Origin of the sequence: Achromobacter spanius, assembly GCF_039673305.1 — a bacterium.
GTDB classification, from domain to species: Bacteria; Pseudomonadota; Gammaproteobacteria; order Burkholderiales; family Burkholderiaceae_B; genus Achromobacter; species Achromobacter spanius_F.
On the sequence record NZ_JBDJLJ010000009.1, the window covers coordinates 1 to 23,462 of the forward strand.

Below are 23,462 nucleotides of genomic sequence, written 5' to 3' on the forward strand. Positions count from 1 at the left end.
AAGACGCCCCCCGCTTGTTAACCCTGGCGGCGGCCTTCTTGCATGCGGCAGCGGGACTTAGTCCTTGCGGCTGGTCACTTCAACCAGGTGATAGCCGAACTGGGTCTTCACCGGGCCCTGGACTTCGCCAACCGGGGCGCTGAATACGACGGTGTCGAATTCCTTGACCATCTGGCCAGGTCCGAACGTGCCCAGATTGCCACCGTCGCGGCTCGACGGGCAGCTGGAGTTTTCCTTGGCCAGCTGGGCGAAGTCGGCGCCGTTTTCGATGGCGGTCTTCAGTTCATTGGCCTTCGCTTCGGTGGAAACGAGGATGTGACGGGCGGAGGCTTGTGCCATGTGGAGGCTCCTTGCAGACTGATTTGGGGAGGGGAGAGTAACGCATTTGGGCGGACTCACTACCTTGCCATCATAAACGGGGATTGCGTTGGCACTGGGGGCAATAGGCTTCCAGTTCTTGCTCGGACTTTCAAGTTGCTCCAGATACTTCGCTACTATTACAAAAGATAACAAGGAGCGAAGGATGAATTTCTGGTGGGTGAATCACAGCAAGTCCTACAAGGCCGAGCTAGGAGGCGGATATATCTGGTGTCCGCAGGTTCATCCGGGGGACGTGCAGAGGACTCCGTGGCTCAACGTCGCCAAAGTTCTTCCTGGCGACATGATCATCTCCTACGCCAAACAGCACGTTCGGGCCGTGGGCGTTGCGCTGACGAGTGCCTTTGATTCGCCACCGAAGCCGGGTTATGTGGAGAACGGTTGGAGCACTTTGGGATGGGAGGTTGGAGTGCAGTGGGAGATGTTGCCGCTGCCCTTCTCGCTAAGGCCCTTCGTCGAAACCATCAATCCCTTCTTGGCCTCGAAGAATGCGCCGTTACTGCCCAATGGCAATGCACAAATGGCTTATCTGACTTCAATCAGTCGGGAGTTTGGTGATTGGTTGATTCGCAATGTGGGCGTGAATGAGGCGTTGATCGTCGATCTGGCCGTTGATGCCGAGGTCAACGCCCAGGATATTCCGGCTACCGAAAAGGTGCGGTTGTATCAAGCACGCTTGGGGCAAGGGTCGTATCGACGGGAGGTCTTGCGATTGGAGCCCCGCTGCCGCCTTACAGGAGTTTCAGATCCGAACTTCCTGATCGCCAGTCATATCAAGCCTTGGCGGGATAGCTCGAATTCAGAGCGATTGGATGGGCACAACGGGTTAATGCTGGCGCCGCATGTGGATCGTCTGTTCGACCAAGGGTGGATTTCGTTTGGGGATGACGGGGATCTGTTGGTTGTACCTGAAGTGGAACCGGTGATAAATGCGTGGGGGCTGACGACCAGTTTGAACGTCGGCGCGTTCTCAAGCCAGACTTCTGACTATCTGGATTTTCATCGGGATAGGATCTTTCGAAGGTCTGCGTCATAGAGGGCGAGTACTGAATTGCAGGGAGAGCTCAGCATGACTCCACATCCGCACTTCCCCTAATACCCCCTCCCATCCTTATACGATTATCGTATTTTCAACGCGCCCCACCCAGGGCGCGTCCACAGCCGAGGCAACGCGGGCTGGCAATGAGATGCACGTTTTCGGACGAGACTTCCTATGCCTGATTCAGCTTCCCGAGTACTGTTGAAAAGAGAATCGGTCGCGCCGTTTTCGTCAGAGCCCAATCTGACTGACCGGGTCACCGAGATGCTGCTGGATGAGATCACCAGCGGCGACTATCAAGTCGGCGAGGTCCTGCCCCCTGAGCAGACCATTGCGACCCGGCTTGGCGTTTCGCGCACGGTGCTGCGCGAAGCGGTTTCCCGCCTGAAGGGCGATGGCATCGTACAAAGCAAGCAAGGACGCGGCCTGACCGTCATGCAGACGGCGCGGCCGTCGGTGTTGCGCATGCAGGCCGCGGACATCGGCGATGCGGACCAGGTGCTGCGCATCGTGGAACTGCGCCGGGGCTTCGAGATCGAGGCCGCGCCCTTGGCGGCTGCGCGCCGCAATGACGAAGACCTGGCGGCCATGCGGCTCGCCCTGCGCAAGATGGCCGATGCGATCGCGTCCGGCGATGTGGCGGTGGGCGTGGATGCCGACATGGAATTCCATCGATGCGTCGCGCGCGCGACGCGCAATGAACACTATCTGAATTTCTTCGATTTCCTGGCGGTGCTGCTCAAGAAGAACCTGCGCGTGTCGCGCTCGCGGTCGGCCAAGATCGCGGGGCGCGGCGCGCAGGCGCAGAAAGAGCACGAGGCGCTGTTCGCCGCCATCGAGAAAGGCGACGTGGAACTGGCGCGGCAGCATGCGCGCACGCACGTCGACAACACGGAAGCACGTCTGCGTACAGCGGCGGCCACGGCGGAAAGACCGTAGGCGCCCAATCAAGGGCATCCTCCAAGGGGAAGTGGTGATGGGTCATAAGACGATCGATGAGTTGGTGCGCGCCGACGAAGGGCTGGTCAGCCGGTCTATCTTCGTGGACGACGAGATCTTCCAGCAGGAACTGAAGCAGGTGTTCTCGCGCGCATGGCTGTTCGTGGGCCACGAGAGCCTGGTGCCCAAGCCCGACGACTATTTCGTGTCGCGCATGGGCACGGAGTCCGTGATCCTGACGCGCGACCGGCAGGGGCAGATCCAGGTCATGCTCAACAGCTGTGCGCACCGCGGCATGAAGCTGTGCCGCTATGACCACGGCAACAACCGGACCTTCACCTGTCCATACCATGGCTGGAGCTTTTCCACCGACGGCAAGCTGGTGGAGCGGCCCGGCGAGCTGGTCGGCGTGCCCGGCCATGCGACGCACTACAAGGGCGAGCTGGACAAGAAGCAGTGGGGCCTGAAGACGGTGGCCAAGGTGGTCAATTACAAGGGCGCGGTGTTCGCGACCTGGGACGCGGACGCGCCGCCGTTCGAGGACTACCTGGGCAACATGCGCCTGTACCTGGACGCGGCGCTGGACCATCGCGACGGCAGCCCGGGCGGCTCCGAGGTGATCGGCGGGGTGCAGAAGTGGCGCATCAAGTGCAATTGGAAGTTCGCGCCCGAAAACTTCATCGGCGACCTGTACCACGACATCAGCCACCGTTCCGTGGACATCGTGGGCATCGGGCCGGGCGGGGGCAAGGGGCGGCGCGATGCGTCCGTCAGCCGGTCCGCCATCTGCTTCCCGGACCTGGGGCACGGGCTGCTGGGACGCCTGCCGTTCTATGAGGAAGGCCCGTACGTGCCGCAATACGGGCGCTATCCCGAAGTGGAAGCGTACTACCGCCAGATCCACGAAAAGCGCGAACGCACGCTGGGATCTGCCATGCGGGTGCAGACCAGCGTGGGCACGATTTTTCCGAACATGTCGTTCCATGGACGCCAGCCGCGCACGCTGGCGGTGTTCCATCCCATCAGCGCGACCGAGATGGAAATGTGGCGCATGTACCTGGTGGACAAGGACGCGCCCGAGGCCGTCAAGGAAGCGGCGCGCCACTATTTCCTGCGCTATTCGGGGCCGGGCGGCATGACGGAATCGGACGACATGGAAAACTGGACCGGCGCCACCGAGGCGAGCATGGGCGCCATGTCGCGCGAGCTCTACTTCAATTACCAGATGGGCGTGGGGCATGTGCAGCCGGTGCCGGAGATTCCGGGCTGTGCGGTCAACGGGGAATACACGGAAGAGAACGCGCGCGCCTATTACCGGCGCTGGGCGCAGTTCATGAACGGCCTGTCGTGGGACGAACTGATGGCGCGTGCGGTGCGCATCGAGGAGAAGGCGGCATGAACGCGACCATCGACAACGACGCGCCGGTGGCGCAGGACGACAGCGTGGACGACATGCTGCTCTGGTGGGAAGCGCAGCGCTTCCTGCACCTGGAGGCCGATCTGCTGGACCATCGCGACTTCGACGCGTGGCTGGGCCTGCTGGACGAAGACATCGCCTACCGCATGCCGCTCACGCGCAACGTGCGCCGCGACGCGATGGCGCAGGAGTACTCCGGCAAGCAGGACGCGGCCTGGTTCGATGAAGGCATCGACACCCTTCGCCAGCGGGTGGCGCAGATCAAGACCGGGATTCATTGGGCCGAAGAGCCGGCCTCGCGCGTGTCCCATCTGGTGACCAACATCCGCGTGCTGGACGTGACGCCTGATGAGGGCGGCGGCGATCTGGTGCGGGTGCGGTCGCGCTTCCTGATCTATCAGAACCGGCTGCAGGCCGAGGTCAACCTCTTCGTGGGCAAGCGCGAGGACGTCCTGCGCAGGCGCGACGGACGCTGGACGATCCTGCAGCGGGAGATCCACCTGGACCAGAACGTTCTCCTTTCGAAGGCGCTGACGATCTTCTTCTAGCGCCGATCACAGCCGCGCCGGCCGCATTGCCGGCATTCATTCGATGGTTTTCTTTCCACTCGGGGCCTGTCCGCCGGAAGGGCGAGGCTCGCCCATACCTGGAGTCGCAGCATGCATAGACGTACTGTATTGAAAGCCATCGCCGGCGGCGCCGCGCTGGCTGCCACGGGGATCTCGCGGGCCGCTGACGGGGCCTTTCCGAGCAAGCCGATACGCCTCATCGTGCCTTATCCGCCGGGCGGCGTGACCGACGTGGCGGGGCGCCTGGCGGGCGAGATCCTGAGCCGCAAGTTTGGCCAGCCGGTGGTGGTGGAGAACCGCCCCGGGGCGAACGGCATGATCGGCAGCCAGCAGGTGGCGACGGCGCCGGCGGACGGCTACACGCTGCTGCTCAATGGCCTGGGCGGGATGGTGCTGCCGATGGCCACGGTGACCGGGCTGCCGCTGGACACCTCGCGCGCCTTCACGCCGATCGGACAGATGGCCGAATTCATCAACGTGCTGATCGTGCGCGCCGATTCGCCGATACGCAGCGTCGACGACCTTATCGCCACGGCGCGCAAGCGCAGCAAGGACGGGCTGAACTACGGCTCCAATGGCATTGGTTCGTCGGTGCATCTGACCACCGCGTTCTTTGCCCAGCACACTGGCACCAATCTGCTGCATGTGCCGTACAAGGGCAGCGGCGAGATGCTGGTGGACGTGGTCAACGGCAACCTGGATTTCAGTTTCAGCAATCTGCCGCCGGTCATGGGACTGATCCGCAAGGGCTCGATCCGCGCCATTGCGGTCACCAGCAGCTATCGCAGCAAACAGCTTCCCGACGTGCCGACGATGGCGGAGCAGGGCGTGGCCGATTTCGACGTGACGAGCTGGCTGGGGCTGTACGGCCCCGCCGGACTGCCGCCGGACATCGTGCAGAAGCTCAGCGCGGCCCTGCAGGAAGGCATGGCGCTGCCGCAGTCGGCCGAGACGCTCTCCGCCGCCGGCTTCGAGCCCAGGCCCACCGGGGCCGCGGCGTTCGCGGAATTGAACCGGGCCGAACTGGCGCGCTGGAAGCAGGTCGCCACGAAGGCCAGCATTTCCCTGAAATTCGGAGCCTGACCATGACGGAAATGCCATCCGATCCGCAGCGGGTCCACACGGCCATCATCGGCGCGGGACATGCCGGGGTGGAGTGCGCGTGGGCGCTGCGCGCGGCCGGCGTCGAAGGCGACGTGGCGCTGTTCGCGGCGGAGTCGCACCCGCCCTACGAGCGTCCGCCCCTGTCCAAGGCGCTGCTGACGGGGACGACGAGCGCCGAGCGCATCGCATTGCGCGCCGACAGCGCCTACGAGAAGTCGCGCGTGGTGATGATGGCGGGCGATCCGGTCGCCAGTATCGATACCGCGGCGCACACGCTGCGCACGCAGTCCGGAAAGGTTGTGGCGTATGAGCACTGTGTGCTGGCGACTGGTGCGAGTGCGCGGAGTATTGCCGACGTGGCGGGCGAGCAGGTGTATTCCGTGCGCGGCCTGGACGATGCGCACCGGCTGCGCGAGGCGCTGCGGCCGGGAATCCGGCTGCTGGTGGTGGGCGCGGGATACCTGGGGCTGGAGGCGGCCTGTTCGGCGCGCAAGCTGGGCGCCGAGGTGCTGGTGCTGGAGCAGGGCGGCAACGTGATGGCCGGCAAGGTGTCCGAGCCGACGGCCACCCGCATCGGCGACCTGCACCGCGAGGCCGGCATCGAGATCCGCCACGGCGCGGCGGTGGCGCGCTGGGAGCACATCCCAACGGGCTGGCGCGCCCACCTGGCCGATGGCGGTGCGCTGGATGCGGATCTGGTGCTGGTGTCGATCGGCGCGGTCGCCGAAACCGCCCTGGCCGAAGCGGCCGGCCTGATCTGCCTGGACGGCGTGGTGGTGGACGAGTGCTGCCGGACGTCGGCGCCCGATGTGTACGCCATCGGCGATTGCGCCAGTGCCTTTCGCGGCGAACTGCAGCGCTATGCCCGCATCGAAAGCGTGCAGAACGCGCTGGCGCAGGCGCGCACGGCGGCGGCCGCCATCGCCGGCAAGAGCCCGCCCGCCCCGCGCCCGCCGACCTTCTGGTCCGAACAGCAGGGCCGGCGCCTGCAGATGGCGGGCTTGGTCAATCCGGCCGAGCCGTGCCGCGACGTGTTGCTGCCCACCGCCAAGGGCTGGCTGGTGGAACGCTATCAGCAGGGCCGGCTGGCGGCGATCGAAGCCGTCGACAGCCCCGTGGAATTCATCAAGGGCGTGCCGCGCATCGGCTCGCCCGAAACAGCCGCATAAGTGTGGACATACACCAGGGAGACGATATGCCCTCTGCCATCTTTGAATTGCCGGACGGCGCCGAACAGGCGCTGGACGTTCCCGACGACTGGTCGCTGATGGAGGCGGCGCGGCGCGACGGCCTGGACGGCATCGTCGCCGAATGCGGCGGCGGCGCCATCTGCGGCACCTGTCATGTGCAGGTGGCCGCCGATTGGTACGCGCGACTGGAACCGCCCGGCATGGCGGAAGAGGCGCTGCTTGAAGTGGTGCCCGAACGCTGCGCCACCAGCCGCCTGTCCTGCCAGGTGATCATGAACCCCGAGCTGGACGGCATCCGCGTGCGCGTGCCGTCCACGCAGCTCGAACTGTAGCCGCGGCCTTTTGGAGCCCACCGCCATGGCCGACAACAAATCCATCAATCTCGTCGATCTGCAGCCCGGCGTGCGCGTGCGCATGGCCGGCGGCGCGCTCGCCGAGATCATCGAGAACCCGCAAGACGGCTTCTGGCTGATCGTCCGTTACCTGGACCATCCGACCGAACCCGCGCTGGTCGACGCCGGCGAGCAGCAGGTCTTCGCCACCGACGTCGAAGCAATCGAACCCTGACCTTTTCTGGAGCCCTCAATGAATCAAAAGCCCAAAGTCATCGTCTCCGCGCCCGTGCCGGCCGACCTGCGCGAACGCCTTGCGCAGTGCTGCGAGATCATCGAAGTGCCCACCGGGCAGAATCCCGCCGAGGTGCTGCCGGCCGATCAGCGCGCGCAGATCGAAGGCATGGTCTGCACCGTGCGCACCAAGGTCGACCAGGCGTTGCTGGACGCCTTGCCGGCGCTAAAGGTCAGCTCGAACTTCGCGGTGGGCTTCGACAACGTCGACCTGGCGGCCGCCACGCGGCGCAAGGTGCTGATCTGCAATACGCCCGGCGTGCTGGATGGCGCGGTGGCCGACGTCACTATCGGCCTGATGCTGTGCCTGGCGCGCAACCTGGTGGCGGGCGACGCCTTCGTGCGCAGCGGCGCCTGGACCAAGGGCGCTTTTCCGCTGACGCGCGACATCCGCGGCAAGACGCTGGGATTGCTGGGCATGGGCCGGATCGGCCGGGTGGTGGCGCGGGCGGCGCAAGCCTTCGATATGAAGGTGGTCTATCACAACCGCCGCCAGGATCCGCAGGCCGAAGGGCTGGCAACCTTTGTCGACCGCGACGCGCTCTTCAAGACGTCGGACGTGCTGAGCGTGCATATCCCGCTGTCTGCAGAGACGCGCCATTCCATCGGCAAGCGCGAACTGGAGCTGATGAAGCCGAGCGCCTACCTGATCAACACGGCGCGCGGCGCGGTCATCGACGAGGCCGCGCTGGTCCAGGCGCTGCGCGACGGCACGATCGCGGGCGCGGGGCTGGACGTGATGGAACAGGAGCCGCTGCCGGCCGACAGCCCGCTGTGCGCGCTGCCCAACGTGGTGCTGCAGGCCCACGTGGGCAGCGCCACCCACGAAACGCGGCGCGCCATGATCGACCTGGCGGTGGCGAACCTGATGGATGCGCTGGGCGGCCAGAAGCCGCAGGCCATGGTCAATCCGGAGGTCTGGCAGGCGCGCGCCTGATGCGTGTTGCGCGAACAAGGCCGGGGCCGCCCAATCGGGGCGGCCCCGGACTGTCGGCGCTTGCGTGCGCTACTTGCCGCCGTAGTCCACGACGATGCCGGCCTGCTGCGCGACTTCGCGCCAGCGCTTGAGCTCCGCGGCGGAAAACGCCTGGAACTGCGCCGCGTTGCGCAGCTTGGGCTCGAATCCCGCGCCGATGATGCGGGCCTGGAACTCGGGCGTCGCCAATCCGGTGACGATGACGTCCGACAGCTGCGCGATGATCGCGGGATCGACCTGGGCGGGCGCGTACATGCCCAGCCAGCTGGTGACGTCGAAGTCCGCCATGCCCTGTTCCTGCATCGTCGGCACATTGGGCAATTGCCGGGCCCGATAGGCGCTGGTGACCGCCAACGCCTTCAGGCGCTTGCCGTCGACCATGGCCAGCGTGGGCGGCAGGTTCATGAAACAGACGTCCAGGTCGCCGTTCGCCGTGCCCACCAAGGCTTCGCTGGCGCCCTTGTAGGGCACGTGGTCGAACTTCAGGCCGGTGCGCATGGCGAAGAGCTCCGCCGTCATCTGCGATGAGCTGCCGACGCCGTTGCTGCCGTACAGCGGCTTGCGCTTGCTGGCGCGCAGATATTCGATCAGTTCCGGCACCGTGTTGGCGGGGTGGTCCACGCGCACCACCAGCGCGTTGACGAATTCGGCCACCTGGGCGATGGGCAGCAGGGCGGTGGGAATGTCGATGGGCAGCCCGCGCAGGGTGGCGGGTGGCAGCACGTTATGGCCCAGGCCGCCTGTGGTCAGGGTGTAGCCGTCAGGCTTGGCGGCGGCGGCCGCCTGCATGCCGATGACGCCGCCGGCGCCGGCGCGGTTCTCGATCACCACGCTCTGGCCGTACTTGGCGAAGAGCAGGTCCCCGACCAGCCTCCCCGCAAGATCGGTGGCGCTTCCTGGTGTGGACGAGACGATGATCTTGATGACTCGGGATGGATAAGGCCCGCTCTGTGCCCAGCTTGCGCCGGTCAGGCTCAGGCCGGCGGCGGCCCCCATCAGCTTCAACGCACTGCGACGTTTCATGACGACTTCCCCTTGGGTTATAGACCTACTGCTTCACGTGCTGCTCCAAAAATGTGATCCGGACTTTGTACGATAAACATATTTCTCGTACGGTACGGGGCACGCGCAGACACGCAAATTGCGGCTAACCCTAGGGAAGGTCCGCGAACCACTCCCTGAACGGTTCGGGGTCCAGATGGGCCGGCACGTACCAGACCTTCCGGGTCCGATCCCATTGCGCTCCCATCTTCTTCACCACGTCCCGGTTTGCGTATGCGACCTTCAGGTCGCGATGGCCCAGGGCCTTCGCGGGCACGGCCAGATTGCGGCGCAAGGTGTTGTCGGCCCGCGCCTGGATGCTGTCCAGCTGCATTTGCGCCAGGAACGGGCTGCGCTGCGCGGACGCTTCAGGGGCAATCAGGCTCAGCCGCGATTTTGTGCGGGTCGCGGCGACGTAGAACAGGTTTCTTTCTTCTTCGAGTTCCCGAAGCGGATTGGGGAATTCGCCGGCGTCCATGAACGGCAGGACGACGTGCGCGAATTCCTTGCCCTTGACGTTCGCGATGCAGTCGATCAAAACCGTGTTCTTGCCCGGGCGCGCGCCGGCGAAGGCTTCCGCGGCGCCGATCCATTCGGAGAACTCGCGCAGGGTCTTTCCGGACTCGCTCGCCGTCGCGATGAATCCCTGTACGGACTTGGTCACCACCGACGCGTCGTAGGGATGGATATACAGCCGTCGGGCCAGGTTCTCCATGTCCATGATGCGGCAGACTTCCTCCAGCGCGCCGTGGGCGGGCGCGTCGGCGGACAGGCCGCGCAGGTGCGACACGGCATCGGCGATGCGGGTGCGTGCGGCAACGTTGCCCACGCGCTGGATCTGCCCGTCGAAGAAATGCTTCAGCGCCGACGGTTCCTTCGACAGCGTGGCCTGGGCTTCGCGCAGATCCTGCGGCGACAGGGGCACCTGCGCAAACGTGGCCAGGGCTCCGACAATCGCTTCGCGCGTGGCGGGGGCCGCGACGTGGTGGAAATCGTCGAGCGCGATGGCGATCATGCCCCGCAGGAACAGGATCTCTTCGCGCAGCAGGTAACTGTGCATCGTCAGCGTGCGGTATTGCACGCCCGCGTTCATCAGCGCGTTTTCGATTTCTATGGATTGGTGGGCGTCGCGCAGCAGGATGCAGCACCCGTCCAGGGGCCGTTTGTCCTGCTTCCATTGCTGCACGGCCTTGAGGACTTCGGCTCCGCACGCGCCCGGAGCCGCCGCATAGGCCGATTCGCGGATATCCGTGCGCAGCGGAAGGTTGGAGTCGACGGGCTTGTTCTTGAAGGCTTCCATGGCGTACGCCAGGTGCGGCCCGTGGCGGTACGTCATCGTCAGGGCAAGCCTGGCGCAATCCGGGAAACTGGCGGCGACGCGGTGCTGCAGGAAGGACTCGTCCGCGCCCAGGTGGGAATAGATGACCTGGTCCTTGTCCCCGACACCGACGAACCAGCTGACGTCGACGCCCAACAGCGCCTCCAGGATGCGGAACGACGCCTCGTTGACGTCGTGCATTTCGTCGCACACCACCAGCTTGAAGTGCGGCAGCTGGTGGCGCGCATCCGGGTCCGCCGACAGCCGGCTGGCCAGGTCGTAGCTGGCATCGAAGAATCCGCGGGCGGCCACCTGGCCGAACACGTCGACGCGCTGCCGTTCGTATTCGACGGCCCACAGGTAGTCGGTCAGGGGAACGCCCGCGCTGGCTGCCGCGTATTCGGGATCGTCGCTGCCATCGGCGGAGACCGCCATCGTGGCTTTCAGCCGCAGCAGGTTGTCCAGGAACTGGCTGACGGCCGTGTTGTGGGTGCGGATGTCGAGCGAATCCGCGTACTGCGGGTTGCTGAGCGCCACGCTTTCCAGCGCCGCCAGGGCCAGGTCCTGCTGTTCGCGCCTTGAGTGCAGGATTTCCGGCTTGCCGTCTTCGAGGTTCGCCAGGACGCGCTGCGCGAAGCCTTCCATGGTCTGGACGTTGACGCGCCGCGCGGTGGCGTAGGCGATGCCCACGTCCTGCAGGCGGGTTTGCAGGACTTGCCGCGCTTCGTCGGTGAACGTCAGCGCCAGGATCTCTTCGGGGGGCAGGCCCCGGGTCAGGGCTTCGCCGATGCGCAGGGCCAGGGTGGTGGTCTTGGCGGCGCCGGCATTGGCGATGACCAGGGTGGTACGGTTCCGCGAGGTCTGGATCTTGCGTTGTTCTTCAGTGGGGACGAATCCCGCCGGGGTGAACTGGGCGGAAACGGAAGGTGTGGTCATGGGCGGGCAACAGGCGGACAGCGAAGGCCGCTGGGTCCAGCGGCGCCTTCAGTGTAAGCGGACGGCGGCCCTGCCCAGGCGGGCAGGGGCCGAAATCCAGCGCCGCGGCCGCCCGGGCCCTTACCTTACCGGCCAGCCGTACATCAGGCCGCCGTTCCGGTACGACGCGTTCAGGCCGCGTTCCAGCTTCAGCGGGCTGTTCGGGCCCAGGTTCCTTTCGAAGCTTTCACCGTAGTTCCCGATGTGCTTGATGATGTTGTAGGCCCACTTGTCGTCCACGCCCAGGTTCTTGCCCATGCCGGGCGTCACGCCCAGCAGGCGCTGGATGTTGGGGTTGGTGCTTTTGAGCATTTCGTCCACGTTCTTGGACGTGACGCCGTATTCCTCGGCTTCCAGCATGGCGAACATGGTCCAGCGGACCAGGTTGAACCACTGCTCGTCGCCCTGGCGCACCATGGGGCCCAGCGGTTCCTTGGAGAAGTTCTCGGGCAGGATGTCGTACTTTTCCGGATTTTCCAGGTTGCTGCGCGCCGCGGCGAGCTGGGATTTGTCGCCGGTGAAGGCGTCGCAGCGGCCCACGGCGAAGGCGCGGATGATTTCGTCCAGGCGCTCGACCACGACCGGCTTGAATGTGACGTTCTGCGAACGGAACCAGTCGGCCAGGTTCAGTTCGGTAGTGGTGCCGGGCTGCACGCAGACGGTGGCGCCCTCGAGTTCCTTGGCGCTCTTCACGCCCAGGGACTTGTTCACCATGATGCCCTGGCTGTCGTAGTAGTTCACGCCCACGCCGATCAGGCCCAGCGTGGTGTCGCGCGTCAGCGTCAGGGTGGTGTTGCGGGTCAGCACGTCGACTTCGCCGGACTGCAGGGCGGTGAAGCGCTGGACGGCGCTGATGGCCTGGATCTTGGCCTTGGAGGCATCGCCGAACAGGGCGATGGCCAGCCCGCGGCACAGGTCCACGTCCAGGCCGATCCAGCCGCCCTTGCTGTCGTTCACCGAAAAGCCGGCAACGCCCGTGGATACGCCGCAATGGACGAAGCCCTTGCTCTTGACCGCCTCGAAGGTCGCGCCGGCATGGGCGTTCAAGGAGGAAATGAACAAGGCCGTTCCGGCCGCAGCCAGTTTCAGTGCTTTCATGGTGTCTCCGCGCGAATTTGCGCCTGTTATCGCTCAGCCGAAGGCTGAAGTGCGGCGAATGGTAGCCAGGGGGTGTTGGGGGGAGAATCAGGGAATTCCCGTTAAATCCGGGGGGCGGAATTTGACGAGGCTACCGGCTTGCGCCCGGCCGTGGCGACGCAGGCAAGAAAAGTAGGACAGCCAGCCGGTTTGCCGTCTCCGGACCGATCGCCCATACTGGGCGCTTCCCCGATGAACGCCATGGCCCCGGCGAACCGCTTGCGGCAACAACCGCCTCTCGCGCGACAGAGCCCGGCCAGCACAGGACCGCCATTCAGGCCTCCCCATGAAAAGCAGTGACGACTCCCCGGAACCGGACGGCAAGCCGCGCCGTTCCTACGACTTTGTCAAAAACCAGCTGCGCGGCACATGGACCGAGCTGACCCGGGTCAACACCAGCGACCGGCCCTGGGAAATGCCGCTGGCCGCGGCGCTTTCGTCCGGCCTGCCGCTGATGGTGGGCGCGTATTTCGGGCGCATGGACTACGGGCTGATGTCCAGCCTGGGCGGCATGGTGTTCCTGAGCCTGCCCAATGCCTCGCTGCAGATCCGCATGATGATGCTGCTGGCCGCGTCCTTCGGCATGGTGGCGTGCTACGCGCTGGGGGCGCTGACCCAGTTCTGGCCCACCGCGACCATCGCGGCGCTGACCCTGATCGCGATGGTCGTGAACATGGTCTGCCGCTGCTACCGGCTGGGGCCGCCGGGGAGCCTCTTCTTCATCATGGCCACGGCGATCGCGGCGTACACGCCCGGCACGATCGAAGACGTGCCGCTGCGCGTGAGCATGGTGGCGCTGGGCTGCCTGGTCGCGTGCCTGGTGGCCTTTGCGTATTGCCTGCACATGACGCGCGTGGCGCCGCCACCGCCTGCCGTTGAATTGCCCAAGCCCACGTTCGATTTCGTCGTCTACGACTCCGTGATCATCGGCCTCTTCGTGGGGATATCCCTGCTGGTGGCGGAACTGCTGCAACTGCAGCGGCCGTATTGGGTGCCGGTCAGCTGCCTGGCGATCATCCAGGGGGCCAGCCTGCGGGCGGCCTGGAGCCGGCAGCTGCATCGCATCCTGGGCACCACGGTGGGCCTGTGCGTGGCGTGGGCGCTGCTCAGCCTGCCGCTCAATGTCTGGACCCTGAGCCTGGTCATGATGGCGCTGTCGTTCGGGATCGAGACGCTGGTGGTGCGCCACTACGCCAGCGCGGTGGTGCTGATCACGCCGCTGACGATCTTCCTGGCCGAAGCGCCGCACCTGGGGCAGGGCTACCCCATCGACGTGATCGAGGCGCGATTCCTGGATACCGTGATCGGCGCGTTCATCGGCGTGCTCGGCGCCATATTGCTGCACAACCAGCGCATCCGGCCGCTTCTGTCGCGGTGGATGCGGGCGGTGCTGCCCCGGCGCGTCAACTGATCCGCCGGGCGCACGTCAGCTGCGTTTTGCGGCGCTGCGGCGCCGGGCGGAAGGCGGGGTATCGGGGGCTGGCCCCTCGCCAGCCAGATAGGCCTGCACCAGCGTGATGATGCGTTCCGCCGTGGGCGACAGGCTGCGCCGGGCGCGGTGGATCACGCTGTAGGTCAGCGGGCCGGTGGCCGGGTAGGACAGGGGCAAGGGGACGAGCATGCCCTGTTCCAGTTCCGCGGCGATGGCCTCGCGTGTGCAGAACAGCACCACGTCGCTGCCCACGGCCACATCGCGCAACGCGCTGACGCTGTCGCACTCGAAAGCGATGGGCAGTTCGTCCGGGCCGCCTACCTGGTACAGCTTTGCCAGGTACTCACGCGCGCGCTGGGGCAAGTCCGTGGCGGCCAGGCGGTATTGCGCCAGCGCGGCGCGCAGCTTGGGCTTGCGCACCCATTGCAGCGGATGCCCGGCGCGCACGAAGAGTCCGCCGTGCTGCGGCGGCAGCGCGCGCACGGTGAAATCCGCCGGCGGCGGCAGGCTGTGGGTGACGGCCACCGCGAAGTCCAGCTTGTCCTGCAGCAGCTTGTCCAGCAGGCGCTGCCAGCTTTCGATTTCCACATGCACGCTCAGGCCGGGGTGTTCGCGCGCCAGGCGCACCAGCAGCGGCGACAAAAATCCGGCGGCGGGAAAGGCGCCCACGCCGAAATTGACCCGCCCGGTGTCGTGGCCTCTCATCAGTTCGGCCTCGCGCCGAAGGGCGAGGACGTCGCCAAGGATGCGGCGCGAACGATCGAGCACCATTTTTCCGGCCTGCGTGGGCGTCACGCCGATGGACGCGCGGTCCACCAATACCAGGCCCAGCGTTTCCTCCAGCGCCTGGATGCTGCGCGTCAGCGCCGACTGCGTCAGGTGCAAGCGCTGGGCCGCCCGAGAGAAGTGCCGCTCTTCGGCAAGGACGGAAAAGTGCTGGAGCGAACGTATCGTCAGGCCCATGTATTTTTCTCATCGGGAATGCGCCAAATATGCATTTGATTCGGGTCAATTGCAAGACTAAAACAGCTTGACCACGGGGCCGGGCGCAACGCTCGAGGCATCCGGGAAAACACCACGACAGAGCGCTGCGCGAGCTCGCGACACGCCAACCTCGCAGGAGGAGACAACATGAATCGCATGCCGATTTTCCATCTGGCGGGCTGGCGCGCCGCCGCCGCGCTGAGCATCCTGGCCTGTACGGCGACCGTCGCGGCGCCTTCCCCGCAGCCCGACGCCTGGCCGGCGGCGGGCAAGCCGATACGCATGGTGGTGCCGTTCCCCGCGGGGTCGGGGTCGGATTCGCTGGCGCGCATGCTGGCGGCCAAGGTGACGCAGCAGACGGGCGCGTCCGTCATCGTCGACAACAAGCCCGGCGCCGGCACCATGATCGGCGCGCAGGACGTCGCGCGCGCCAAGCCGGACGGCTACACGCTGCTGTACACCATCGTCGTCACGCACACGCAGAATCCGCACTTGTACAAGAAGCTGCCGTACGACCCGGTGAAGGACTTCACCCCGGTGCTGCAGGCGGTGCGGTCCGCGACGGTGCTGGTCGCCAACAACAATGCGCCGTTCTCCACCACGGCGGAACTGATTGCCTATGCGAAGGCGAATCCGGGCAAGCTGAACTACGCCTCGTACAGCCTGGGTTCGACCTCGCACCTGAACGGCGAGATCCTGAAGATGAAGACGGGCACGGACATCGTGCACGTGCCTTACAAGGGCACCGCCGACGCCAGCCGCGCGCTGCTGGCCGGCGACGTGCAGGTGTACTTCGACGGCACCGCGACGGCGGTGGAGAATGCCCGCGCGGGCAAGGTCAAGCTGCTGGGCCCCGCGACGGATCGCCGGCTGAGCGTGCTGCCGGAACTGCCCACGCTGGAAGAGCAGGGCATCGAGGGCCTGAACATCGTGGGCTGGCAGGGCATCTTCGGCCCGGGCGACATGCCGCCCGCGCTGGCCGAGCGGGTGGCCGAGGTCTTCCGCGCCGCCCTGCAATCGCCCGAGGTCACGCAGACCATCGTGTCGCAGGGCAACGAGGTCAGCGGTGCGGGCCCGAAGGAGTTCTCGGCCATCGTCCAGCGCGACAGCGCGCGCTGGGGCGATGTCATCCGCCGGATCGGATTGGTGCTGGAGTAACAGGCGCGCGCGGCGAACGCGCGTAGCGGATACGCAGGGACAGGGCTTTGCGCCTTCAGGAGAATGCGATGCATGATGTAGTGATACGCGGCGGAACGATCGTGGACGGCTCGGGCGCTGGCGCCTGTGCGGGCGACCTTGCCATCGACGGCGGACGGATCGCGCAGGCGGGCGGCAAGGCCGGGCCGGGGCGGCGAGAGATCGATGCCAGGGGTGCGCTGGTCACGCCGGGCTGGGTGGACATCCACACCCACTACGACGGCCAGGCGACCTGGGACCCGTATCTCAGCCCGTCGACGTGGCACGGCGTCACCACCGCCATCATGGGCAACTGCGGCGTCGGCTTCGCGCCCGTCAAGCCGGACCGGCGCGAATGGCTGATCAAGGTGATGGAGGGCGTGGAGGACATCCCGGGTTCGGTGTTGTCTGAAGGAATCCAGTGGGACTGGGAGACCTTTCCCGAGTACCTGGACGCGCTGGACCGCCGGCCCAAGGCGCTGGACATCGGCGCGCAGATCCCGCACAGCGCGGTGCGCGCCTACGTGATGGGCGACCGCGCCATCCATCACGACGAGGCGTCGCCCGCCGATCTGCTGGCGATGCGCGAAGTGGTGCGCGCGGCGCTGCAGGCGGGCGCGGTGGGCTTTTCGACGTCGCGCACCTTTCTGCACAAGTACGACGAGCGCAAGTATCCGCCGGGCACCTTCGCCACCGGCGAAGAGATCAGCGCGCTGGGTTCCGTCATGGGCGAGGTCGGCCATGGCGTATTCCAGATGACGGCCAATCATCCGGCCATGGAAGGCGAAATCCCGTGGCTGGAGCAGCTTGCCCGCCACAACCGCCTGCCGGTGCTGTTCAACCTGCAGCAGACGGATGGCGCGCCGGACGTCTGGAAGCAGATCGTGCGCACCCTGGACAAGGCGCGCGACGACGGCGTGCCGCTGCTGGCCGGGATTAGCGGCCGGCCGCTGGGCATTCTTTTTTCGTGGCAGAGTTCGCTGCATCCCTTCATCGCGCACCCCACTTATCAGACCTTGCATGCGCTGCCCCTGGCCGAAAAGCTGGCGCGGCTGCGCGATCCGCAGACGCGCCGGCAAATCATGAGCGAACAGCGAGGGCTGCTGGACCGCCGCGCCGAAACCCTGTTCAGCAGCTTCCACAAGATCTACCGGCTGGGCCAGGACCCGGATTACGAGCCCCTGCCCGAGGACAGCGTGGCGGCGATGGCGGCGCGCACCGGACGTCCCGCGCTGGAGCTGGTCTATGACCTGATGCTGGAGAACGACGGGCGCGCCATTCTCTACTACCCGTCGTTCAACTATTCCTACGAAAACCTGGACCACCTGCATCAGCTGATGCAGCACGCCAACACGGTCAACAGCCTGTCTGACGGCGGCGCCCATTGCGGCTACATCTGCGACGTCAGCATGCCGACCTTCATGCTCAGCCACTGGACGCGCGACCGGCGTCGCGGCCCCTTGCTGCCGCTGGAGCACATCGTGCGGCGGCAGACGCGCGATACGGCCATGGTGTACGGCTTGCGGGACAGGGGGCTGCTGCAGCCCGGCTACAAGGCGGACGTGAACATCATCGACCCGGATGTCTTGAAAGTGCATTGTCCGGAGATGGTGTTCGACCTGCCGGGAGGCGGGCGCAGGCTGGTGCAGCGCGCCGACGGCTACGCGGCCACCCTGGTGAACGGCGTACCCATTTTCGAGCAGGGCGAGGCCACGGGCGAGCTGCCCGGCAGGCTGCTGCGCGGCGCAAAGACGCAGCGCGCCTGAGGATCCGGGCAATCCCGAATATATTGGCGGCATCGAATAATCAGCCGGAATTTCTCATTTGTTGCTCAGGATTTCACTCCCTATGATCGGCGGGGTTGCATCACCTGCAACCCAAAATCAAGGGGAAAAAAATGAGAAAGTGGAAACTGGCCGGCGCGGCCATGGCCGCGCTGTGCGCTTTCGCCACGACGGCGAACGCCGATGGCGCGGCTTATCCGAAGGGGCCGGTCACGCTGGTCGTGCCGTTCGCGCCCGGCGGATCGACCGACGTGATCGGGCGGCTGCTGGCCGAACGGCTGGCGGTCGCGCTGAAGCAACCCGTCGTGGTGGAAAACCGCTCGGGCGCCGGCGGCAACATCGGCGCGGCGATGGTGGCCAAGGCCGCGCCGGACGGCCAGACGCTGCTTTTCGGCACCACGGGCATCCTGGCGATCAACGAGTTCCTGTACAGCAACCCCGGCTACAAGGCCGACCGCGATTTGCGGCCTGTGGTGTACACCGCGTCCATCAGCAATGTGCTGATCGTGAACAACGACCTGCCCGTGTCCAGCGTGGCAGACCTGATCAAGCTGGCCAAGGCCATTCCCGGCAAGTATTCGTTCGCGTCGTCGGGGGCGGGCAGCTCCACCCACCTGTCTGGTGAACTCTTCAAGAACATGGCGGGCGTGGACCTGATGCACGTGCCCTACAAGGGCAGCGGCCAGGCGCTGGTGGACCTGGTCGGCGGGCAGATCAACATGATCTTCGACAATGCGCCGTCCGCGGTGCCGCTGGCGCAGTCCGGCAAGGTGAAGGCGCTGGCCGTCACCAGCGCCAGGCCGCTGTCCGTGCTGCCCGGCGTGCCGCCGCTGGACCAGGCCGGGCTCAAGGGCTACGAGTCGCTGTCGTGGACCGGCGTGGTGTCGCCCGCGGGTACGCCGCAGCCGGTCGTGGACAGGCTCAACAAGGAGCTCAATGTCATCCTGGCGGACGAGAGCGTGCGCAAGAAACTCACCGAACTGGGCGCGCAGGCCACCGGCGGCACGCCCCAGGACTTCTCGGCGCACATCGAAGCCGAGCGCGCCAAGTGGGGCAAGCTGGTGAAGGAAGCGAAGATCGCGGCGCAGTAGGGGCTTGGCGCCGCGGCGTCATGGCTGCGGCGCTTTCTCTTGCTGGCGCGCCTTCCTGTCCCTGCGTCCCAGCACCTTCACGCCCGCCGGCACCGGCTTTTCGTTGATGACGTCCCGCATGTATTGCAGGAACAGCTCTGAACTGGCCGACAGCGAACGCAGGCGGCGCGTGATCAGGCAGACCTCGCGCGACAGCCGCGGCGAGCTCAACTCGCGGAATACGAAGGGGCCGGGTTCGGCGCCCGGTCCGGCGGGAGGCGGCGCGATGGAACTGGCCGCCAGCGCCGGCAGGATGGAATAGCGTCCGCCGCCGCGCAGCACCGCATGCAGCGACGACGTCCGGGAGACTTCGTCGTGTTGTTGTTCGAAGAAACCGGGCTTGCCGGCATGCGCGCGCAGGAACGCGCCGATGCCGGTGTCTTCGGTAAAGCCCACGTATTCGGCCGGATCCAGGTCGGCCCATTTCAAGGCGCGCGATCCTTGCGCATAGGCGTACGACACGGCGCAGACCACCCCGTAGCGGTCCTCGAACAGCGGCGTGTAGACCAGCTCGTCAAAGCCATGATGCGACGTGGAAATCGCAAAATCGATGTCGCCGTTGGCGATCATCTTCTCGACCAGCTCGGATCCCGCGTCGTGCAGCGAAAACGTGATCTTGGGATAGGCCTGGCGGAAAGCGGCGATGGCGTCGCCCAGGAAGTAGTTGGTGACCGACGCCACCACCGCGATCCTGACGTGGCCCTGCCGGCCCTGCGACAGCGCTTCCAGGTCGCTCAGCGCGCCGTCGAACTGGCTGAGGATGCGTTCGGCCTCGGCCTTGAAGCGGGCCGCCTCGGTGGTCATCGCCACGCGGCGCGTGCTGCGGTCAAAGAGCTTGACGCCCACCGCTTCCTCGAACTGCTGGATCGTCGCGGTCAGCGAAGACTGGGTCAGGAAAAGCTGCGACGCGGCCTCGGTGAACGAACCGGTGTTGGCCACCGCCACGAAGCTGCGGAAATGCCGCAGCGTGATGTTGCGCTTCATCGTCATGCTCCGGAACCGGGGGGGCGCGCCGCGGGGCACGCTGGATATATTGGCAAAACCGAATAATAAGCAAAAATCAACAATTTGTAGTGAAGAAAACCCCGCTCTAGAATTTCTTCCATGCTGGCGCGGCGCGCGTCGGCGCCGATTGCGTGCAACAGGGAGCGAAGCGAAATGAGCAGTGCGGGCGTATTGCAGATCGAGTCGATGCGGGACCGGTGTTCCGCCGCGGAATGGCAGGCGCGCGTGGACCTGGCCGCCTGCTACCGGCTGGTGAACCTGTACGGCATGTCGGACATGATGGCCAATCACATCTCGGCGCGCGTGCCGGACGAAGACGGCGCGTTCCTGATCAACGCCTACGGCATGATGTACGAAGAGATCACCGCGTCCAGCCTGATCAAGGTGGGCCATGCGGGCACGGTGCTGTCCAAGCCCGACTTCGGCGATCTGGGCTATGGCGTCAACAAGGCCGGCTATGTCATCCACAGCGCGATCCACGCCGCGCGCCCCGAAGTGGCGTGCGTCATTCACACGCACAGCTGGGCGTCGATGGCGGTGTCCGCGCTGGAATGCGGCCTGCTGCCCATCACCCAGACCGCCATGCGCTTCCTGAAGATCGGCTACCACGACTACCAGGGCGTCGTGCTGGATGTGGCGGAGCAGGAATCGCTGATCGCGGACCTGGGCCGCGGCGAAGCGCTGATCCTGCGCAACCACGGCGCGCTGACGGTGGGCAACAGCGTGGGCGAAGCCTTTAACTGGATGCATCGCCTGGAGCTGGCCTGCCGTTCGCAGCTGGCGGCCATGTCGGCGAACTCGCCGCTGGCGCGCGTGGCGGATCCGGTGCTGCGGGAAACCTGGAACAACTACCAGCCGGGCACCCGGCGCCCCTACGGCGTCATGGAGTGGCCGGCGCTGCTGCGCAAGCTGGACCGCATGGATCCCTCATTCCGCGACTAGGACGCCAACATGACCACACAACATCCCCTGCGCGTCCTGATGTCGGCGCAGACGCTGGACCGGATCGGCGATGCCGTCTCGGAAACCCTGGGCAGCCGCGCGTTCGAACCCGTCATTGCGGCGCAGACGCACGGCAGCGAGCCGGCGGACGTCGACCTGGCCTTCATCTCGCGCGACGTGACCGGGCTGTCGACCAAGCACCGGGTGCTGGAGCCGCTGGAATCCTTTTATGTCTCGCTGCGCAAATCGCCCCGGCTGGCGTGGGTGCACGCCCATTCGGCGGGCGCGGACCGGCCCATCTTCGGCGAACTGAAAGAACGCGGGGTGCGTGTGACGACCTCGTCCGGCGCCAATGGGCAGGTGGTGGCCCAGACCGCGCTGGCGGGCATATTGGCGCTGGCGCGCGAGTTCCCGAAGATGTTCGAGGCGCAGCGCGCGCGCACATGGACGCCGCTGATCGGCGGCCTGCTGCCGCGCGACCTTGCCGGGCAGACCGCCGTGGTCGTGGGCTGGGGCCCGATCGGCCGTCAGCTGGGCGGCTATCTGCAGATGCTGGGCCTGAACGTGATCGCCGTGCGCAGCGCGGCCGCGCCTGCCGCGGACGGCGTGGAAACCCATGCTTTCGAGGATCTGGCGCGGATCGCCTGCCGCGCCGACTGGCTGGTGCTGGCGTGCCCCCTCAGTGACCGCACGCGCGGACTGGTGGACGCCCGCGTGCTGGCGAACATGGCGCCGCACGCGCGGCTGGTCAACGTGGCGCGCGGCGAAGTCGTCGTCGAGCAGGACCTGATCGGCGCGCTGCGCGCCAAGTCTCTGGCCGGCGCCTACCTGGATGTTTTCGAGCACGAGCCGCTGGATGGCGGATCGCCGCTGTGGGATCTGCCGAACGTCATCGTCACGCCGCATTCGGCCGGCCATTCGGACGGCAACGAGGCCCGCGTGGACCGCATCTTCCTGGATTACCTGCGCGAATGGCGGCAGTAGTCCCTGCCCTGAGGCCGGGCGCAGGCGCCCGGCCGTGATTGACCGCATCCCGAATTCATCCATTTTAGGAACACCATGCTCCAGACCGCCGCGCGCATCCAGCGCATCAAACCTTCCCCCAGCTCCATGGCCGGCCAGCGCGCGCGCGAGCTGCGCGCCACGGGCCGCGACATCGTGGCCCTGACGGCCGGTGAGCCGGATTTCGACACCCCGGACAACGTCACGCAGGCGGTCATCCGCGCGATGGCGCAGTCGCGCACCAAGTACACCGACGTCGGCGGCACGCCTGAACTGAAGGCGGCCATCCGCGAGAAATTCCGCCGCGACAACGGCCTGGACTACGCCGCCGGCGAAATCATCGTCGGCAACGGCGGCAAGCAGATCATCTTCAACGCGCTGCTGGCCACGGTGGAAGAGGGCGACGAGGTCATCGTGCCCACCCCCTACTGGGTGTCCTATCCCGACATCGTCCTGCTGGCGGGCGGCACGCCTGTCTTCGTCGCCTGCCCGCCGGCGGAAGGCTTCAAGCTGCAGCCCGCCGACCTGGAGAAGGCGATCACCCCGCGCACCCGCTGGCTGATCCTGAACGGACCGAACAATCCCAGCGGCGCGACGTATTCGCGGCAAGAGCTGAAGGCCCTGGCCGAGGTGCTGCTGCGCCATCCGCACGTCTGGCTCATGACGGACGACATCTACGAACACATCCTCTACGACGGCCGCCGCTTCGCCACCATGGCGCAGGTGGAGCCGGCGCTCAAGGAGCGCACGCTCACCATCAACGGCGTATCCAAGGCCTACGCGATGACCGGCTGGCGCATCGGCTACGGCGCGGCCCCCGCCGCGTTGATCAAGGCGATGACCAAGCTGCAGTCGCAGAGCACGTCCAATCCTTCGTCGATCAGCCAGGCGGCGGCGCAGGAAGCGTTGTCCGGGCCGCAGGAGTTCATCGCCGAGCGCACCCGCATCTTCCAGGCGCGCCGCGACATGATCGTCGCCAGCCTGAACCGGATCGAGGGCATCACCTGCCATGTGCCGGAAGGCGCGTTCTATGTGTTCCCGTCGTGCGCAGGGCTGCTGGGCAGGAAGACGCCGGCGGGCCAGGTGCTCAAGACTGACGAGGACTTCATCATGTACCTGCTGGATGAGGAAAACCTGGCGGTGCTGCAGGGCGCGGCCTATGGCGTGTCGCCGTTCTTCCGGATTTCGTACGCGACGTCGATGGATCAGCTGGAAGAGGGCTGCGCGCGCATCAAGCGGGCTTGCGCCAAGCTGGGCTGATGCACCGCGGTGCGGGCCGTGCAGGCTGCGCGGTCCGT

General features: G+C 66.2%; 22 protein-coding genes. 16 read left to right on the top strand and 6 right to left on the bottom strand.

Annotation, left to right across the window (positions count from 1 at the left end):
- Positions 1–57: 57 nt before the first annotated feature.
- Positions 58–339 carry a peptidylprolyl isomerase gene (locus tag ABE485_RS10350; protein ID WP_006385706.1) on the bottom strand — a complete coding sequence of 94 codons (282 nt, stop codon included), beginning with the start codon at positions 337–339 and terminating at the stop codon, positions 58–60.
- A 184-nt stretch (positions 340–523) separates the two neighbouring features.
- Between ABE485_RS10350 and ABE485_RS10355 the strand changes: the two genes are divergently transcribed.
- The 9 genes from ABE485_RS10355 to ABE485_RS10395 all read left to right on the top strand — a co-directional run bounded on the left by ABE485_RS10355 (position 524) and on the right by ABE485_RS10395 (position 8,199).
- Positions 524–1,414 carry an HNH endonuclease gene (locus tag ABE485_RS10355; RefSeq protein WP_346515211.1) on the top strand — a complete coding sequence of 297 codons (891 nt, stop codon included), beginning with the start codon at positions 524–526 and terminating at the stop codon, positions 1,412–1,414.
- A gap of 204 nt (positions 1,415–1,618) precedes the next feature.
- Positions 1,619–2,356 (top strand): FadR/GntR family transcriptional regulator, encoded by a 738-nt coding sequence (locus tag ABE485_RS10360; RefSeq protein ID WP_346515212.1) that lies wholly within the window; start codon positions 1,619–1,621, stop codon positions 2,354–2,356.
- Positions 2,357–2,393: 37 nt separating this feature from the next.
- Positions 2,394–3,755, top strand: coding sequence for an aromatic ring-hydroxylating dioxygenase subunit alpha (locus ABE485_RS10365; RefSeq protein ID WP_346515213.1), 1,362 nt, complete (start codon positions 2,394–2,396; stop codon positions 3,753–3,755).
- A complete protein-coding gene (locus ABE485_RS10370; protein ID WP_346515214.1) occupies positions 3,752–4,321 on the top strand; it encodes a 3-phenylpropionate/cinnamic acid dioxygenase subunit beta in 570 nt (189 codons plus the stop codon). The genes ABE485_RS10365 and ABE485_RS10370 overlap by 4 nt, the downstream gene beginning before the upstream one ends.
- Before the next feature lie 111 nt (positions 4,322–4,432).
- Entirely contained in the window at positions 4,433–5,425 is a 993-nt protein-coding gene (locus ABE485_RS10375) for a Bug family tripartite tricarboxylate transporter substrate binding protein (protein ID WP_346515215.1), read from the top strand.
- A gap of 2 nt (positions 5,426–5,427) precedes the next feature.
- Positions 5,428–6,615, top strand: a complete 1,188-nt coding sequence (locus ABE485_RS10380; protein ID WP_346515216.1) for an FAD-dependent oxidoreductase — start codon at positions 5,428–5,430, stop codon at positions 6,613–6,615.
- A 26-nt stretch (positions 6,616–6,641) separates the two neighbouring features.
- A complete protein-coding gene (locus ABE485_RS10385) occupies positions 6,642–6,968 on the top strand; it encodes a 2Fe-2S iron-sulfur cluster-binding protein (RefSeq protein ID WP_346515217.1) in 327 nt (108 codons plus the stop codon).
- 25 nt (positions 6,969–6,993) lie between these two features.
- Positions 6,994–7,203, top strand: a complete 210-nt coding sequence (locus ABE485_RS10390) for a hypothetical protein (RefSeq protein WP_346515218.1) — start codon at positions 6,994–6,996, stop codon at positions 7,201–7,203.
- An 18-nt stretch (positions 7,204–7,221) separates the two neighbouring features.
- Entirely contained in the window at positions 7,222–8,199 is a 978-nt protein-coding gene (locus ABE485_RS10395) for a 2-hydroxyacid dehydrogenase (RefSeq protein ID WP_346515219.1), read from the top strand.
- A 69-nt stretch (positions 8,200–8,268) separates the two neighbouring features.
- Here ABE485_RS10395 and ABE485_RS10400 read toward each other — a convergent pair whose 3' ends face one another.
- From ABE485_RS10400 to ABE485_RS10410, 3 genes are all read right to left on the bottom strand, one after another.
- Complete coding sequence (locus ABE485_RS10400) at positions 8,269–9,261, bottom strand: Bug family tripartite tricarboxylate transporter substrate binding protein (protein ID WP_346515220.1); 993 nt, start codon at positions 9,259–9,261, stop codon at positions 8,269–8,271.
- A 130-nt stretch (positions 9,262–9,391) separates the two neighbouring features.
- Complete coding sequence (locus ABE485_RS10405) at positions 9,392–11,533, bottom strand: ATP-dependent helicase (RefSeq protein ID WP_346515221.1); 2,142 nt, start codon at positions 11,531–11,533, stop codon at positions 9,392–9,394.
- Positions 11,534–11,653: 120 nt separating this feature from the next.
- A complete protein-coding gene (locus ABE485_RS10410; RefSeq protein WP_346515222.1) occupies positions 11,654–12,670 on the bottom strand; it encodes an amino acid ABC transporter substrate-binding protein in 1,017 nt (338 codons plus the stop codon).
- Between the two features lie 325 nt (positions 12,671–12,995).
- Here ABE485_RS10410 and ABE485_RS10415 point away from each other — a divergent pair, with 325 nt between their 5' ends.
- Positions 12,996–14,120 carry an FUSC family protein gene (locus ABE485_RS10415; protein ID WP_346515223.1) on the top strand — a complete coding sequence of 375 codons (1,125 nt, stop codon included), beginning with the start codon at positions 12,996–12,998 and terminating at the stop codon, positions 14,118–14,120.
- 15 nt (positions 14,121–14,135) lie between these two features.
- Here ABE485_RS10415 and ABE485_RS10420 read toward each other — a convergent pair whose 3' ends face one another.
- Positions 14,136–15,104, bottom strand: a complete 969-nt coding sequence (locus ABE485_RS10420) for a LysR family transcriptional regulator (RefSeq protein ID WP_346515224.1) — start codon at positions 15,102–15,104, stop codon at positions 14,136–14,138.
- A 168-nt stretch (positions 15,105–15,272) separates the two neighbouring features.
- On the opposite strand from ABE485_RS10420, the gene ABE485_RS10425 reads away from it, so the two are divergent.
- From ABE485_RS10425 to ABE485_RS10435, 3 genes are all read left to right on the top strand, one after another.
- Positions 15,273–16,283 (top strand): Bug family tripartite tricarboxylate transporter substrate binding protein, encoded by a 1,011-nt coding sequence (locus tag ABE485_RS10425; protein WP_346515225.1) that lies wholly within the window; start codon positions 15,273–15,275, stop codon positions 16,281–16,283.
- A 68-nt stretch (positions 16,284–16,351) separates the two neighbouring features.
- Positions 16,352–18,067, top strand: a complete 1,716-nt coding sequence (locus ABE485_RS10430; protein WP_346515226.1) for an N-acyl-D-amino-acid deacylase family protein — start codon at positions 16,352–16,354, stop codon at positions 18,065–18,067.
- A 131-nt stretch (positions 18,068–18,198) separates the two neighbouring features.
- Positions 18,199–19,176 (top strand): Bug family tripartite tricarboxylate transporter substrate binding protein, encoded by a 978-nt coding sequence (locus ABE485_RS10435; RefSeq protein ID WP_346515227.1) that lies wholly within the window; start codon positions 18,199–18,201, stop codon positions 19,174–19,176.
- Between the two features lie 18 nt (positions 19,177–19,194).
- On the opposite strand, the gene ABE485_RS10440 is transcribed toward ABE485_RS10435, so the two are convergent.
- Positions 19,195–20,199, bottom strand: a complete 1,005-nt coding sequence (locus tag ABE485_RS10440; RefSeq protein WP_346515228.1) for a LysR family transcriptional regulator — start codon at positions 20,197–20,199, stop codon at positions 19,195–19,197.
- A gap of 174 nt (positions 20,200–20,373) precedes the next feature.
- Between ABE485_RS10440 and ABE485_RS10445 the strand changes: the two genes are divergently transcribed.
- The 3 genes from ABE485_RS10445 to ABE485_RS10455 all read left to right on the top strand — a co-directional run bounded on the left by ABE485_RS10445 (position 20,374) and on the right by ABE485_RS10455 (position 23,424).
- Positions 20,374–21,162, top strand: coding sequence for a class II aldolase/adducin family protein (locus tag ABE485_RS10445; RefSeq protein ID WP_346515229.1), 789 nt, complete (start codon positions 20,374–20,376; stop codon positions 21,160–21,162).
- Positions 21,163–21,171: 9 nt separating this feature from the next.
- The gene (locus ABE485_RS10450; protein ID WP_346515230.1) at positions 21,172–22,146 is read left to right on the top strand and encodes a D-2-hydroxyacid dehydrogenase; all 975 of its coding nucleotides are present in this window, start codon (positions 21,172–21,174) and stop codon (positions 22,144–22,146) included.
- 75 nt (positions 22,147–22,221) lie between these two features.
- Positions 22,222–23,424, top strand: a complete 1,203-nt coding sequence (locus ABE485_RS10455; RefSeq protein WP_346515231.1) for an aspartate transaminase — start codon at positions 22,222–22,224, stop codon at positions 23,422–23,424.
- Positions 23,425–23,462 lie beyond the last annotated feature (38 nt).